This is a genomic window from Pseudoxanthomonas sp. JBR18, from assembly GCF_028198165.1.
Taxonomy (GTDB): domain Bacteria; phylum Pseudomonadota; class Gammaproteobacteria; order Xanthomonadales; family Xanthomonadaceae; genus Pseudoxanthomonas_A.
On the sequence record NZ_CP116339.1, the window covers coordinates 4,167,623 to 4,182,428 of the forward strand.

At 66.3% G+C, this 14,806-nt stretch carries 12 protein-coding genes; 8 read left to right on the plus strand and 4 right to left on the minus strand.

Translation table 11 applies throughout. From position 1 onward, the window contains the following. Positions 1-5 precede the first annotated feature (5 nt). The gene (locus PJ250_RS18715) at positions 6-992 is read left to right on the plus strand and encodes a response regulator (protein WP_271646118.1); all 987 of its coding nucleotides are present in this window, start codon (positions 6-8) and stop codon (positions 990-992) included. 130 nt (positions 993-1,122) lie between these two features. Then, the gene (locus PJ250_RS18720; protein WP_271646119.1) at positions 1,123-2,478 is read left to right on the plus strand and encodes an omega-aminotransferase AptA; all 1,356 of its coding nucleotides are present in this window, start codon (positions 1,123-1,125) and stop codon (positions 2,476-2,478) included. 224 nt (positions 2,479-2,702) lie between these two features. Here the strand turns inward: PJ250_RS18720 and PJ250_RS20630 are convergent, their stop codons facing one another. The 4 genes from PJ250_RS20630 to creB all read right to left on the minus strand — a co-directional run bounded on the left by PJ250_RS20630 (position 2,703) and on the right by creB (position 6,510). Further along, complete coding sequence (locus PJ250_RS20630) at positions 2,703-2,891, minus strand: ATP-binding protein (RefSeq protein ID WP_333909492.1); 189 nt, start codon at positions 2,889-2,891, stop codon at positions 2,703-2,705. An 86-nt stretch (positions 2,892-2,977) separates the two neighbouring features. After that, on the minus strand, positions 2,978-3,895 hold the full coding sequence (locus tag PJ250_RS18725) for an IS110 family RNA-guided transposase (protein ID WP_271644615.1): 918 nt from the start codon (positions 3,893-3,895) through the stop codon (positions 2,978-2,980). A gap of 304 nt (positions 3,896-4,199) precedes the next feature. Beyond that, entirely contained in the window at positions 4,200-5,639 is a 1,440-nt protein-coding gene (gene creC, locus PJ250_RS18730; protein ID WP_271646120.1) for a two-component system sensor histidine kinase CreC, read from the minus strand. 187 nt (positions 5,640-5,826) lie between these two features. Next, complete coding sequence (creB, locus tag PJ250_RS18735; RefSeq protein WP_271646121.1) at positions 5,827-6,510, minus strand: two-component system response regulator CreB; 684 nt, start codon at positions 6,508-6,510, stop codon at positions 5,827-5,829. Between the two features lie 43 nt (positions 6,511-6,553). On the opposite strand from creB, the gene rlmJ reads away from it, so the two are divergent. The 6 genes from rlmJ to PJ250_RS18765 all read left to right on the plus strand — a co-directional run bounded on the left by rlmJ (position 6,554) and on the right by PJ250_RS18765 (position 14,790). After that, positions 6,554-7,411 (plus strand): 23S rRNA (adenine(2030)-N(6))-methyltransferase RlmJ, encoded by an 858-nt coding sequence (gene rlmJ / locus PJ250_RS18740; RefSeq protein WP_271646122.1) that lies wholly within the window; start codon positions 6,554-6,556, stop codon positions 7,409-7,411. Between the two features lie 78 nt (positions 7,412-7,489). Then, positions 7,490-8,080, plus strand: coding sequence for a GNAT family N-acetyltransferase (locus PJ250_RS18745; protein WP_271646123.1), 591 nt, complete (start codon positions 7,490-7,492; stop codon positions 8,078-8,080). Positions 8,081-8,139: 59 nt separating this feature from the next. Beyond that, positions 8,140-11,613, plus strand: a complete 3,474-nt coding sequence (gene mfd / locus PJ250_RS18750; RefSeq protein ID WP_271646124.1) for a transcription-repair coupling factor — start codon at positions 8,140-8,142, stop codon at positions 11,611-11,613. A gap of 931 nt (positions 11,614-12,544) precedes the next feature. Beyond that, positions 12,545-12,952: a hypothetical protein gene (locus PJ250_RS18755; RefSeq protein ID WP_271646125.1), complete on the plus strand. Its 408-nt coding sequence runs from the start codon at positions 12,545-12,547 to the stop codon at positions 12,950-12,952. A 3-nt stretch (positions 12,953-12,955) separates the two neighbouring features. Next, the gene (locus PJ250_RS18760) at positions 12,956-13,330 is read left to right on the plus strand and encodes a hypothetical protein (protein ID WP_271646126.1); all 375 of its coding nucleotides are present in this window, start codon (positions 12,956-12,958) and stop codon (positions 13,328-13,330) included. A 1,085-nt stretch (positions 13,331-14,415) separates the two neighbouring features. Continuing rightward, a complete protein-coding gene (locus PJ250_RS18765; RefSeq protein ID WP_271646127.1) occupies positions 14,416-14,790 on the plus strand; it encodes a hypothetical protein in 375 nt (124 codons plus the stop codon). The last annotated feature ends 16 nt before the right edge of the window (positions 14,791-14,806 follow it).

Below are 14,806 nucleotides of genomic sequence, written 5' to 3' on the forward strand. Positions count from 1 at the left end.
CGGTCATGAGCCAACGCCCCATCCTCTGCGTGGACGATGAAGCCAGTAACCTCGCGTTGCTGCGCCAGATCCTGCACAACGACTACCCGCTGGCCTTCGCCAAGAGCGGCACCGACGCCATCCGCTGCGTGGTCCAGCACGCGCCCTCACTGATCCTGATGGACGTGGACCTGCCGGACGTGGATGGCTACACCATCGCCCGCACCCTCAAGCAGGACAACCGCAGCGCGGCGATCCCGATCATCTTCGTCACCTCCAAGAACAAGGACGCCGACGAGGACGTGGGGTTCGCCGCCGGCGGCGTGGATTACATCACCAAGCCCTACTCGCCGGCGGTCCTGCGCGCGCGCATCCGCACCCACCTGTCGCTGGTCAGCGCCACCGAGCTGGTGGCCAGCTACCACGACGCCATCCGCATGCTCGGCATCGCCGGGCACTACAGCGACAACGACACCGGCGTCCACATCTGGCGCATGGCCGCCTATGCCGGCGCCCTGGCCTGCGCCGCGGGCTGGCCGGTGGAGGAGGCCCGGCTCCTGGAGGAAGCCGCGCCGATGCACGACACCGGCAAGATCGGCATCCCCGACGCGGTGCTCAAGAAGCCCGGGCCGCTGACGCCCGAGGAATGGGCGGTGATGAAGACCCACCCGCGCATCGGCTACGACATCCTCAGCCACAGCAAGGCGCCGTTGTTCAAGCTGGCCGCCGAGGTCTCGCTCTACCACCACGAGCGCTGGGACGGCAGCGGCTATCCCAGTGGATTGGCCGGCGAGCGCATCCCGGAGTCGGCGCGCATCGTTGCGGTCGCCGACGTCTTCGACGCCCTGACCTCGCCGCGTCCCTACAAGGAGGCGTGGCCGGTGGAACGGGCGATCCAGCAGTTGCAGGACTCGGCCGGCAGCCACCTGGACGCCCGCCTGGTGCGGATCTTCATTTCGATCCTGCCGCGCATCCTGCAGATCAAGGCGCACTGGGACGAACAGGACGCCTGAGCGCGGCGCACGCTGGATAGCGCTTCATGGCGGAAGCGCGACGGCTCACCAGCACCGGGCCCCGGTGCCTGCGTGAAGCGGGTGGGACACGCTAGGCTAACGACTCCCCGGCTCCTGACCGACCCCGCCCATGCCCGCCGACGCCCTGCACGACGACACCGCCCTGGCCACCCAGCGACCGGAGGCGATGGACGCCTTCTGGATGCCGTTCACCGCCAACAAGGCGTTCAAGGCCAGGCCGCGCCTGCTGGCCAGCGCGCAGGGCATGTACTACACCGATGTGGACGGGCGGCAGATTCTCGATGGCTGCGCCGGCCTGTGGTGTGTCAACGCCGGTCACGCCCGCCCGCGCATCGTCGAGGCCGTGCGCCGGCAGATCGGCACGCTGGATTTCGCCCCCAACTTCCAGATGTCCTCGCCCCTGCCCTTCGTGCTGGCCGAGCGCCTGGCCGAACTGACCCCGGGCGACCTCGACCATGTGTTCTTCACCAACTCTGGCTCCGAAGCAGTGGACTCGGCACTGAAGATCGCCCTGGCCTATCACCGCGCCCGCGGCGAGGGGCAACGCACGCGCCTGATCGGCCGCGAGAAGGCCTATCACGGGGTGGGCTTCGGCGGCATCTCGGTGGGCGGATTGCCCAACAACCGCAAGTGGTTCGGCCCCGGCCTGCCGGGCGTGGACCATTTGCGCCACACCCTGGACATCGAGCGCAACGGCTTCACCCCGGGCCTGCCCGCCCACGGCAAGGAATGGGCCGAGGAACTGGAGCGCGTGATCGCCCTGCATGACCCGTCGACCATTGCCGCGGTCATCGTCGAACCCATCTCCGGCAGCGCCGGGGTGATCCTGCCGCCGGAGGGCTACCTCAAGCGCATCCGCGAGATCTGCACCCGGCACGGCATCGTGTTGATCTTCGACGAGGTGATCACCGGTTTTGGCCGCGTGGGCAAGGCCTTCGCCGCGCAACGCTTCGGGGTGACGCCGGACATCATCACCGCGGCCAAGGGCATCACCAACGGGTGCGTGCCGATGGGCGCGGTGTTCGTGTCCGAGGACATCTTCGATGCCTTCACCCATGGCCCGGACAACGCCATCGACCTGTTCCATGGCTACACCTATTCCGGCCATCCACTGGCTTGCGCCGCCGCGCTGGCGACCCTGGACACCTACGCCGAGGACCATCTGTTTGAGCAGGCCATTGCCCTGGGCGAGGTCTGGCAACAGGGCCTGCACGCGCTCAAGGGCCTGCCCAACATCATCGACATCCGCAACTACGGGCTGATCGGCGCGATCGAGCTTGCCCCGCGCCCCGATGCGCCCGGCGCGCGTGGCGCGGAGGTGTTCACCCGCGCCTTCCACGACGGCCAGCTGCTGGTCCGCGTCACCGGCGACACCATCGCCCTGTCGCCACCGCTGATCATCGAGAAGTCGCACATCGACCAGATCTTCAATGTCCTGGGCGAGGTCATCAAAGCGACCGCATAACCCGTAGCGCGGAGCTTGCTCCGCCGCCCTACGACCAGATCAAGAAAACCCCTCTGCAATCAGGTCAAGGGAACGCCCCGTAGAGCGGAGCTCGCTCCGCTGCTCTGCAATCAGGTCAAGTGAACCCCCTGTAGAGCGGAGCTCGCTCCGCTGCCCTTCGGCAAGGTCAAGGGGAACGCTCCAGCGGAGCAAGCTCCGCTCTACACGTGGTGCGGCGGACCTGCTCAGGCCGTCGGCAACTGCATGCAGGCCTCGGCTCCGCCCCCGGCGGCGTTGGCCAGTTGCACCTGGCCGCCGTGCAGGCGCGCGACTTCACGCACGAAGGGCAGCCCCAGCCCGCTGCCGCGCTGCCGCGCTGCCGCGCTTGCCGGTTGCCGGCGAGGCCTGCGAATAACACCGCTGCCCTCCGTCACGGATCAAGGCAAAACACCCGTAGCGCGGAGCTTGCTCCGCCGCCCTACGACCAGATCAAGGGAAAGCCCTGTAGCAACTGTCTTCCTCACTCCCCCGCCGGCAGCACGCTCCAGGCGTCGCGTGCACGCGCATTGAGGATCACCAGCATCTTGCGCATGACCGCCACGATGGCCACCTTGGCCGCTTTGCCGCGAGCACGCAGGGATTGGTAGAACTGGCGTAGACGCGGCTCGTAGCGCAAAGCCGACAGGGCCGACATGTACAGGGCCTGGCGGATGTCAGCGCGGCCACCCCAGATGCTGCGGGTGCCGCGCAGGGTGCCGCTGTCGCGTGCCAGTGGCGCCACCCCGACCAGCTTGGCAATGGCCTTGCCATCGAGCCTGCCCAGTTCAGGAAGCTCGCTGGCCAGGACCGCCAACAACACCGGCCCCACGCCCTTGAGCGTCTGGATCGCCTCCAGTTGTGGCTGCTGGCGCACCTGTTGGGCAATCTGCTGATCCAGAAAGGCCTTGCTCTTGGTGAGTTGGAGGACATTGGCCTGCAACGCACCGCGTAGCTGGCGGTCCTTGACCCAACCCAGCTGTTGTTCGGCGCTGACCAGCATCTGGACGACCTGACGACGGCTCTGCACATACTCGGCCAGCCGGCGCTGCCATGGATGCGCCGGCTGATAAAGCGGCAGATCAAGGACCTGGGCGATCTGAGCCAGCACGGCCGCATCCAACCGATCGGTCTTGGCCAGTTGTCCGGTGGCCCGGGCAAAGTCACGGACCTGGCGCGCGTTAGCCCGCACCACCGGCAGGCCTGCTGCATGCAGGGCATCGAGCACCTGCTGCTCATAGCCGCCGGTGGGCTCCAACACCACCCGGCGCACGGCCAGGGGCTTGAGCCAAGCGGCCAGTTTGCGATGACCGGCGACGGTGTTGTCGAACTGCCGCCAAGGGCCATGGTAGACGGCCACCTCCAAGGTGGCCTTGCTCACATCGATCCCGATCCCGTGCATGGCGCATCTCCGTTAGGCTGGAAGGGTCGAGCACTCCCCCGCTTGCCCAGTCTTATCCATCCGAGTGTCGGCTCGGGCAACTGTTCGGGCGGATCAAGGGAGCTTCCGGCGTGGGCACCAGGCTACAAAGCGATCGTCAGATCCAGAGCGGAGACGGTGGCCCACGCCGGCGCTCGGCACCTAACCTGACAGATCCACAGCAGATAAGAGCGGAGCTCGCTCCGCTGCCCTTCGGCAAGGTCGAGGGGAACGCTCCAGCGGAGCGAGCTCCGCTCTACGCGTGGCAGGGCGAACCTGCTTGCGCTCAGGCCGTCGGCAACTGCACGCAGGCCTCGGCTCCGCTCTCGGCGGCATTGGCCAGTTGCACTTGGCCGCCGTGCAGACGCGCGACTTCGCGCACGAAGGGCAACCCCAGCCCGGTACCGCGCTGGCCGGTCGCCGGCGAGGCCAGCGAATAGAACCGCTCGAACACCCGCTCCAGCGCGTAGTCCGGCACGCCTGGCCCGGTATCGCGCACGATGATGGACACCTGGCCGCCCGACGCCTCGGCGATCAGCGCCACCTCGCTGCCCGGCGCCGAGAACGCCCGCGCGTTGTCGAGCAGGTTCAACAGCGCCTGGCGCAGCAGGAAGGCATCGCCCTGCACCGCCAGCCCCGGCGCGCAGCGGACCTGCAACGCCACGCCGGCAGCCTGCATGCGCGGTGCGGCCGCGGCACGCACTTCATCGAGCAAGCGGGCCACCTCGATCCGCGTGCGCGTCTGCAGCCAGCCGTGCTGCTCCACCTCGGCCAGCGCCAGCAGCTTTTCGATGGTTTCGGTCAGGCGCTGCTGCTGGTCCAGGATGTTGCGGGCGAAGCGCTGGCGGTCCGCCTCCGGGATCGGCTCCTGCAGCAGCTCGGCCGCGCCGCGGATGCCGGCCAGCGGGCTTTTCATCTCGTGGGTCAACGACTGCACGTACTGCTCGACGTAGTCCTTGCCCTCCAGCTTGCGACGCATGGTTTCCAGCGCCTGGCCCAGGTCGCCGATCTCGTCGCGGCGCGGCTTGGGCGGCGCGACCGGCTGTCCGGCGCTGACCGCCTGCGCGTAGCGGTTGAGCCGGCCGATGCCGCGCGAGAGCCACCAGGTCATCAGCACCCCGATCAGCACCGACAGGCCGATCAGCCAGCCGCCGCGGCGCAGGATGCTGCGCTGGCTGGCCGCGATGAACGGCTCGAAGGTCCGGTTGGGCTGGGACAGCGTCAGCACCCCGATCAGGCGCGGCGGCTGGCTGCCCGGCGCATAGATCGGCGCGGCCACGTGCATCACCGTATGCGCGGTGTCGCCCGGCGACTCGGGGCTGGAGCGTGCCCCGTACTCGCCCCGCAAGGTTAGGTAGACATCGTTCCAGCGCGAGTTGTCCCGGCCCAGGTTCTTGCCGCGCGAGTCGTAGACCACCACGCCATGCGCATCGGTGATGCTGACCCGGTAGTCCACGCGCTTCTTGGGAATCTGCCAGATGTGCGCGTCCACCTCGCGCTGGAAGGCCGCATCCATGTCGCGGGCAAAGCGGCCATCGTCGATGCGGCCGGCGGCCAGGTCGTCGGCCGCCATCACCGCCAGCACGTTGGCCGTATCCACCAGCGTGGACTCCATCGCCTGGCGCACGCCGGGTTTGACCTCGTTGACGAACACCCGCATGACGAAGAACGCCGCCAAGCCGGTGATCAGGAAGAACCCCAGGAACAGCCGCAGCCCGATGCGCATCAGGGCGCCCCGTCACTGCACAGGCGGCACGCGCGGCGCTCGCGTGCGCGCAGGGAAAGCAAGCACGGGGCCATAGCCACCGGTCCATCACCGAGCGACGAGCGCGCATGGGGCAGACACAGGCCGGGCCACACGCGCCGCGTCTGAAAGCCCAGGCACGACGTGTTCGGAAACGGACGGCGCACCCTCACAGCTCCAGCGAATAGCCCAGGCCGCGATGCGTGCGCACCGGGTCCGGCTCGGCCCCGGCGGCGCGCAGCTTGGCGCGCAGGGTCTTGATGTGGGTATCCACGGTGCGGTCCGCGCTGTCGGCATCGCGATCCCAGCCCCGGTCCATGAGTTGCGCGCGGCTCAGGATGGCGCCAGGCCGCTGCAGTAGCGCGGCCAGCAGCGCGTACTCGTAGCGGGTCAGCTCCAGCGGCTGGCCGCGGAAGTGCACACGGTGGCCTTCGGGATCGACACTAAAATCGCCCTGTGTCCTGCCGCCGGCCATGACCACCGCCGGGCGCCGCAGCCGAGCACGCACGCGCGCCACCAGTTCGCGTGGCGAGAACGGCTTGGCGATGTAATCGTCCGCGCCCAGTTCCAGGCCCAGTACGCGGTCGATCTCTTCGTTGCGTGCGGTCAGGAACAGCACCGGCACCTCGCTGAAGGTGCGCAGCTGGCGGCACACGTCAAAGCCGCTGCCGTCCGGCAGGCCGACGTCCAGCACCACCACGTCCACGCCACCGGCGCGCAGGCGCGGCACCACTTCGCGCGCCAGCTGCAGGTGCTCGGCCTGCAGCCCTTCGCTGCGCAATGCGTAAAGCACCGCATCGGCGATGGCGGTTTCGTCTTCGACAACCAGGACATGGGGCATGGCGCGCAGCATAGCGGTGCGCCGTGCCGGCCCGCATCCTCTATGCTTGTGCGCGATGAACTACCGACACGCCTTCCACGCCGGCAACCATGCCGACGTCCTCAAGCACCTGGTGCTGGTCAACCTGCTGGAGGCGATGGCGCGCAAGGACAGCCCGTACTTCGTGCTCGACACCCACGCCGGGCGCGGCCACTACCTGCTGGCCTCGCCGGAGAGCCGCAAGACCTCCGAGGCCGCCGAAGGCGTGCTCAAGCTGTTCGGCCAGCCGCCACTGCACGAGAGCATCGAGCGCTACCTGCGCGCGGTGCAGTCGCACAACCCGGTCGGCGCGCTGGTCGCCTATCCCGGCTCGCCGCTGCTGGTCGCCCAGCACCTGCGTGAGCAGGACCGCCTGGCCGCCTGCGAGCTGCAGCCCGAGGAAACCCAGGCCCTGCGCGAGCTGTTCGCCCGCGACGCGCGCGTGGCCGTGCACGGCCGCGACGGCTACAGCGCGATCAAGGCGCTGCTGCCGCCGCGCATCGGAGACACCAAGTTCGGCCGGGGCCTGGTCCTGATCGACCCGCCCTACGAGGCCCAGGACGCCGAGTACCCGCAGATCATCACGGCCGTGCGCGAAGGCCTCACCCGCTGGCCCAACGCCACCTGGGCGGTGTGGTATCCGATCAAACAGCGGCGCACGCTGCTGCCATTCTTCCGCAAGGCCGCTGCCCTGCCCGCCAGGTCCATCTGGCTGGCCGAACTGCAGGTCCGCCCGGACGACTCCCCGCTGCGCCTGGCCGGCAGCGGCATGCTGATGATCAATGCCCCATGGCAGCTGGAGCAGGCGATCGCCCCAGCCCTGCCAGTGCTGCAGCGGCTGCTCGGCGAAACCGGTGCGACCACGCGCCTGGAATGGCTCAAGCAGCCGGACTGAGCGCCGCACGGACGCTGGCTTGCACCACGGCCAGCCATGTCAAACCCGCTTTCACCCGCCGCGTGACAGCATCCGGCCATGAGCGGGCAAAAAAGACTGCCGCCGTGGCACGAGAAATTCCGGCTGAGGGATGGCCGTGAACTCCTGATCCGGCCAATTAGGCAAGAAGACGCGGCACCGATCCGCGGGGCGTTTTCCCTGTTGGAGCCCCAGGAGATCCGCCAGCGTTTTCTTTCACCGATGAACGAACTGTCCGTGGACCAGGCTGCGGCCCTGTGCACGCCCGACAGCCGCACGGCGTTCGCGCTGGTCGCCGCCGAGCCGATGATCCCAGGCGAAGCCCTGGTCGGCGCGGTGGCGCGGGCCCACATCCTGGACGGTGGCAAACAGGCCGAGTACACGGTCCTGGTGAGTCGCTTCATCGCCGGTCAGGGCGTGGGCCGGCATTTGATGCGCCGGCTGGTGAAGTGGGCGCGCGGACGCAACGTGCAGCAGCTGCAGGGCGACGTGCTGGACGACAATCAGCCAATGCTGCAACTGGTCAAGTCGCTGGGCTTCCGCGTGTTGCCAGGGCACCAGACCCCGGGCATGTCCCGGGTGGTGCTGGATCTGGACACGGCCGCCGGTCGCCTGGGCGAGGCCGAACCCGCGCCGACCGCGCCAGCCTGATCCCCTCGCACGCCCGCTCACGGCGTTTGTCCCGGCCAGCAAGTTAAAATGGCCGACTGATGAGCCAGTCTTCCTCGACCCCGCCGCTGCCGCGTGCCGGCCAGCCGCGCGCCTGGTGGCGCGCCCCGACCTCTCCTTCCGCCCTGGCCTGGCACCTGGTGCAGGCCGCGCGCGCGCATGATGGCCCGCTGCTGGCTATCGCCGCGGACAACCACGGCGCGCACCAGATCGAATCGGACCTGCAGACCCTGCTGGGCCCCGATGCCGACCTGCCGGTGCTGCCATTCCCGGACTGGGAGACCCTGCCCTACGACCGCTTCAGCCCGCACCCGGACATCATCTCCCAGCGCCTGGCCGCGCTGAACCGCCTGCCCACGCTGGGGCGCGGCATCGTGGTGGTGCCGGTGCAGACGCTGATGCAGCGCCTGGCACCGGTGGCGCGCATGTCCGGCAGCAGCTTCGACTACCGCGTCGGCCAGAAGCTGGACTTCGACGAGGAAAAGCGCCGCCTGGAGGCCGCCAGCTACCGCAACGTGCCCCAGGTGCAGGACCCGGGCGACTTCGCCGTGCGCGGGGGCCTGCTGGACGTCTACCCGATGGGCGCCAAGGCCCCGCTGCGCATCGAGCTGTTCGACGAAGATATCGACACCATCCGGGCCTTCGACCCGGAGACCCAGCGCTCGCTGGACAAGACCGACGCCATCCGCATCCTGCCCGGGCGCGAGGTGCCGCTGGACCCGCGCAGCGTGGAGAAGGCGATGAACGCCCTGCGCGAGCGCTTCGACGTGGACACACGCCGCAGCAGCCTCTACCAGGATCTCAAGTCCGGCCTGGCGCCGGCCGGCGTGGAGTACTACCTGCCGCTGTTCTACGACGCCACCGCCACGCTGTTCGACTACGTGGGCGACAAGGCGCTGCCGGTGCTGGCCGATGCCGCCCTGGCCAATGCCGATGCGTTCTGGCTGCAGGCGCAGTCGCGCTACGAGCAGCGCCGCCACGATGTCGAGCATCCGGTGCTGCCGCCCGAAGAGCTGTACCTGGCCCCCAATCCCCTGCGCGAGCTGCTCAACCAGCGTCCGCGCGTGGAGCTGTGCGGACCGGCCCACCCGCGCGTGGACGAGGCCAAGTCGCTGGGCGACGTGATCATGCCGCCACTGCCGCTGGCGCCGCGCGACGCGCCGGCCGGTCAGGCGCTGCGCCAGTTCCTGGACGGCTATCCGGGCGGCGTGCTGGTCGCGGCCGATTCGGCCGGCCGCCGCGAGGCGCTGATGGAAGTCATGCAGTCGGCCCAGCTCAAGCCCGAGGTGGTGCACGACTTCAAGGCCTTCCTGGACAAAGGCCCGGGCGCCAGGACCTTCGCCATTGCCGTGGCGCCGCTGGAGGACGGCTTCGCGCTGGAATCCCCGCGCATCGCGGTGCTCACCGAGCGCCAGCTGTTCCCCGAGCGCGCCAACCAGCCGCATCGGCGGCGCCGCAGCGGCAAGGAGCCCGAGGCGATCATCCGCGACCTGGGCGAACTGTCCGAAGGCGCGCCCATCGTCCACGAGGACCACGGCGTGGGCCGCTACCGTGGCCTGATCACGCTGGAAGCCGGCGGCATGCCGGCCGAGTACGTCGAGATCGAGTACGCCAAGGGCGACCGCCTGTACGTGCCGGTGGCGCAGCTGCACCTGATCAGCCGTTACTCCGGCGCCTCGGTGGAGACCGCGCCGCTGCATTCGCTGGGCGGCGAGGCCTGGACCAAGGCCAAGCGCCGCGCCGCCGAAAAAGTGCGCGACGTGGCCGCCGAACTGCTGGAAATCCAGGCCCGTCGCCAGGCCCGCGCCGGCCTGGCCTTGGATGTGGACCGGGCGATGTACGAGCCGTTCGCCGCGACCTTCCCGTTCGAGGAGACGCCCGACCAGCACGCGGCCATCGACGCGGTGCTGCGCGACCTGGCCAGCAGCCAGCCAATGGACCGCGTGGTCTGCGGCGACGTGGGCTTCGGCAAGACCGAGGTCGCCGTGCGCGCCGCCTTCGCCGCCGCCAGCGCCGGCAAGCAGGTCGCCGTGCTGGTGCCAACCACCCTGCTGGCCGAGCAGCACTACCGCAACTTCCGCGATCGCTTCGCCGACTGGCCGCTGCGGGTGGAGGTGCTCTCGCGCTTCAGGTCCACCAAGGAGATCAAGGCGGAACTGGCCAAGCTGGCCGACGGGCAGCTGGACGTGATCGTCGGCACCCATCGCCTGCTGCAGAGCGACGTCAAGTTCAAGGACCTGGGGCTGGTGATCGTCGACGAGGAGCAGCGCTTCGGCGTGCGCCAGAAGGAGGCGCTCAAGGCCCTGCGCGCCAACGTGCACCTGCTGACCCTGACCGCCACGCCGATCCCGCGCACGCTCAACATGGCCATGGCCGGCCTGCGCGACCTGTCGATCATCGCCACCCCGCCGGCCAACCGCATGGCGGTGCAGACCTTCGTCACCGTGTGGGACGAGGCGCTGCTGCGCGAGGCCTTCCAGCGCGAACTGGCGCGTGGCGGGCAGGTGTATTTCCTGCACAACGATGTGGAAAGCATCGGCCGCATGCAGCGCGACCTGCAGGCGCTGGTGCCGGAGGCGCGCATCGGCGTGGCCCACGGCCAGATGCCCGAGCGCGAGCTGGAACAGGTGATGCTGGGCTTCCAGAAGCAGCGCTTCAACGTGCTGGTGTGCTCGACCATCATCGAATCGGGCATCGATATCCCGAATGCCAACACCATCATCATCAACCGCGCCGACCGCTTCGGCCTGGCCCAGCTGCACCAGCTGCGTGGCCGCGTCGGTCGCTCGCACCATCGCTCGTACGCGTATCTGGTGGCGCCTGAGACGCGGTCGCTCACCGACGATGCGCGCCGTCGCCTGGAGGCCATTTCCTCCATGGACGAACTGGGCGCTGGCTTCATGCTGTCCACCCACGACTTGGAAATCCGCGGCGCCGGCGAGCTGCTGGGCGAAGACCAGAGCGGCCAGATGGCCGAGATCGGCTTCAGCCTGTACACCGAGCTGCTGGATCGCGCGGTGCGCTCCATCCGCCGGGGGCACCTGCCCGACGTGGATGCCGGCGAGGAAGCGCGCGGGGCCGAGATCGGCCTGCATGTCCCCGCCCTGATCCCCGAGGACTACCTGCCCGACGTGCATACGCGCCTGACCCTGTACAAGCGCGTGTCCAGCGCCCGCGACGTGGACGAACTGCGCGAGCTGCAGGTGGAGATGATCGACCGTTTCGGCCTGCTGCCCGACCCGGTCAAGCACCTGTTCGCCACCGCCGAGCTCAAGCTCACCGCCGACCAGTTGGGCATCCGCAAGCTGGAGCTGGGCGAAGCCGGCGGGCGCATCGTGTTCGAGGCCAAGCCCAAGGTCGACCCGATGACCGTCATCCAGCTGATCCAGAAGCAGCCCCGCATCTACGCCATGGACGGCCCGGACAAGCTGAAGATCAAGCTCCCCCTGCCCGAGGCCGCCGACCGCTTCAACGCCGCCAAGGGCCTGATGACGGCGCTGGCGCCGGCGGCCTGACCGGACCCTCGCCTCCGCCGTGACGGCACGCTTCATCGCGCGCCGTCACGGCGTCCGCACCGTCGTCACGAAGGCGCGCGCGCAAGCGAGGGGGGTCGCAACGATTGATCACGGGGCCGGACCGCGCGTACCAAAATCCTCCGGCGAAGAACCCCTGTGCCGGTTGAGACCCTCGCGGCAATCCCTGCTTTTCGGCCTAACGCCTTCCAACACCCGTCAACGTTGCGGCCCGTGACGTGGACGGAACTCCGCGCGATATCGGGGTCTGCACGCCCCGCGATGTTGTACCGGGGTCTGCTCGCCCCCTATCCCGACACGCGGCGAGCGACTCACGCGCTCAATGGCACCGCAACCACCTGATTCCTATCGGGAACTTTGAATTGACCCGCCAGCGGCGACAGCACAGAATCCGGATAACGCTCCTTCGAGGGGTCTAATAGTAGTTAGGCGTGTGCCTTCTCCTTTGGCTTGGTGCTCCCGCTTGCATCAGCCCTCGCGCCGGCTGACACTTGACGGGTCACTTCATCGGACGGACAACGTGGCAAGCCCTGCATCGGATGCAGCACAAGACAATCGGCCAATCGGCTCGCAAGCGCAGCCGGCCACCTGCGTTGGGCCGTCCTGGCCTAACAAGTCAATCAAGCCGAAACCGCTTCGCGGTTCGGCTTATTTCCAGCGTTAGGCGTGTGCTTTTTTCTTTGGCATGGCGCTCCCGCTTGCACCGGTCATTGCGCTGCTTGACACTTGGCAGGTCACCTCGACGGATGGTCAACGTGGCAAGCCTGCATCGGACGCAGCACAAGACAATCAGCCCGTTGTCTTGCACGCTCAGCTGGCTACATGCGTTGGGCCGTCCTGGCCTAACAAGTCAATCAAGCCGAAGCCGCTCCGCGGCTCGGCTTATTTCCAGCGTTAGCCTTCAAGACAGACTATGACGCTCTCGCAGATAGCTGACATCGCCTCATTGATCGGCCTGCCGGTGACCTTTTGGGTTTTGTACGAGACCCATCTGATACGGCAGCATTTTTCTCTGCGCGCGCGAATCCCTGAGCTGCGAACGGCTCTTGCCGAACAGACAAAAACGCTTTTGTCCGCCATCCAATCCCGTAACTCTGGCGATGCCCACGAGAGCCTCGCCGCCATCACTGCTCTTTTAAGGAACTTAGAGAAGAAGGTGGGTGCGGCGCACAAGCAGACCGTTACCGAGGCAATCCAGAAAATAGAAGCTGTGACGAGCCAAAGGCTTTCAGATACGCGCAGCCTCCGCGGCACCTATGAGGCCACGCTCGGGATTGTGGTAACCCTTGAACAAGTCGAACGCGATCTAGCCTGGAAGTGAGCCATGCCAACTGATTCGAAAGTCTCCAAGCTCATCAGCACACTTACTTGGGCAACCGTATCCGGCGAGCTCATTTGGCAGATCGTAGAGCCGCCCTCAAGTTTGCGCCAAGGCAGCGATGACATCGTTGCGTTGTACATTGAATGCAACTTCAAGAACCAGAGAATCGGTCTCTACGAACGTCGCTACAGGGATTACCAGCCAGATCTGGATTCGTGGTACTGGGCATCGGCCATCCATATGGTCTTCTTTGATCGTTTCGAGCGCGTAATCTGGGAGCACGGCGAGCCAAGCACCGCATTCTATAATCTGTTCGTTGTCGCCCGCGATTCCGCGTCTGGCATCGATGGAATCTTGAAAGGGCTAGTTGAAGGCTAACAATTCGTTCAAGCCGAACCCGCTTCGCGGGTCGGCTTAATTCAGGCGTTAGGCGCCAATAGGAGAGTTCTGTGAGACCGTATGGATCCGCAATTAGCTATGACACATCCAACCATCCGATCAGGATGATCATTGACTCGTCACGTTACGAGGCAATCAGGCACAAGTTCGTGACGGACTATGGACTGCACCCAGTTTCAGAAGAAACTGACTCGGCAAACAACTCTGTAGTCGCAACGCTTCATGAAAGCGTTGATGAGCACACCTTCCTTCGCCATCTTCAGACCATGCCCCCTGAACAGTACGAAGAGCTAGAAATTCCGCAGGAATGATCGAGCCTTAGGCGGCATCGTTTGGCGCCTGACGACTCATTCAAGCCGAAGTTGCTTCGCAACTCGGCTTAATTCAAGGATTGGACTCATGCCGGACAGAAACACGCATCACGATAGATTGCGATCCATTATTGTGCAGATCGGTCGACTGCAGACCGCTAGAGTCGACATAGTCACATCGTGCGCAGGAGTCGACCACAATAATGTTGTGGCTGTCATTGATGCGCTCGACAAGATCATTTCAATCTTAGATCAGGAAGCAGCCTGCGAGGAGCAGACCTCGAACATCCACGAAGCTCTTCATATGCCGCAGACGGGGCGAAAACCTCGTAAGATATGAGTCCTAACAATTAATTCAAGCCGAAGTTGCTTCGCAACTCGACTTAATTTAGGCCTTAGGCGGTGGTGGAGCAAATCAGTTGGTTGGTCCGGCTTCGGTCGGTTCACTGGCATGCAGGCGATCGGCTCCGCGCAGTGGTCATCACCGTTGCTGTTGCGGTAAGTTCAGTGCTTCGTCCTTGTGCGTCATTGCCGCGCCATGCTCGTTGCATTTGGCTTCGGTAGCAGCCCAGATCGGGCATCGCTGGGCAAGCTCCGTCTCGCAAGCTGGGGCATACTCGGTCCAGACGGCGGTGCTGGGGAGCATGGTTGCACCATCCAACCTTTGCAGCCACTCACTGCCTAACAACTCATTCAAGCCGAAGTTGCTTCGCAACTCGGCTTAATTCAAGCGTTAGGCCCAAGAAGCAGCATATGGCGTCTCCTGACAGCGAGTACTTTTATCATCTGCCTTCGCTTACCTCCGACGATTTCGTCGAGCTGAGCGCCGACAGCTCTTTGCCGCTCCTACTACTTGAGTACGTTCCGACCGGCGCCGGCGTCATTTTTCCAGTCGAGTACATACATCGAGAGTTGATTTACCGCACACCCGTACAGAAGGATGCGGTGGCATTCGGCAAAGGCAGACTTGCCGAGGGCACCGACGAGTATCAAGATGTTCGCATTCTCTTCTCGCGTCCAAACAAGACTGCGACATTTCGCGGACTAGTGCTTGAGGGGCAGGTCAAGGTCGGTCGGCTTCGGCCTAACAATTCATTCAAGCCGATGCCGCTTCGCGGCACGGCTTAATTATGGTGTTAGGCCT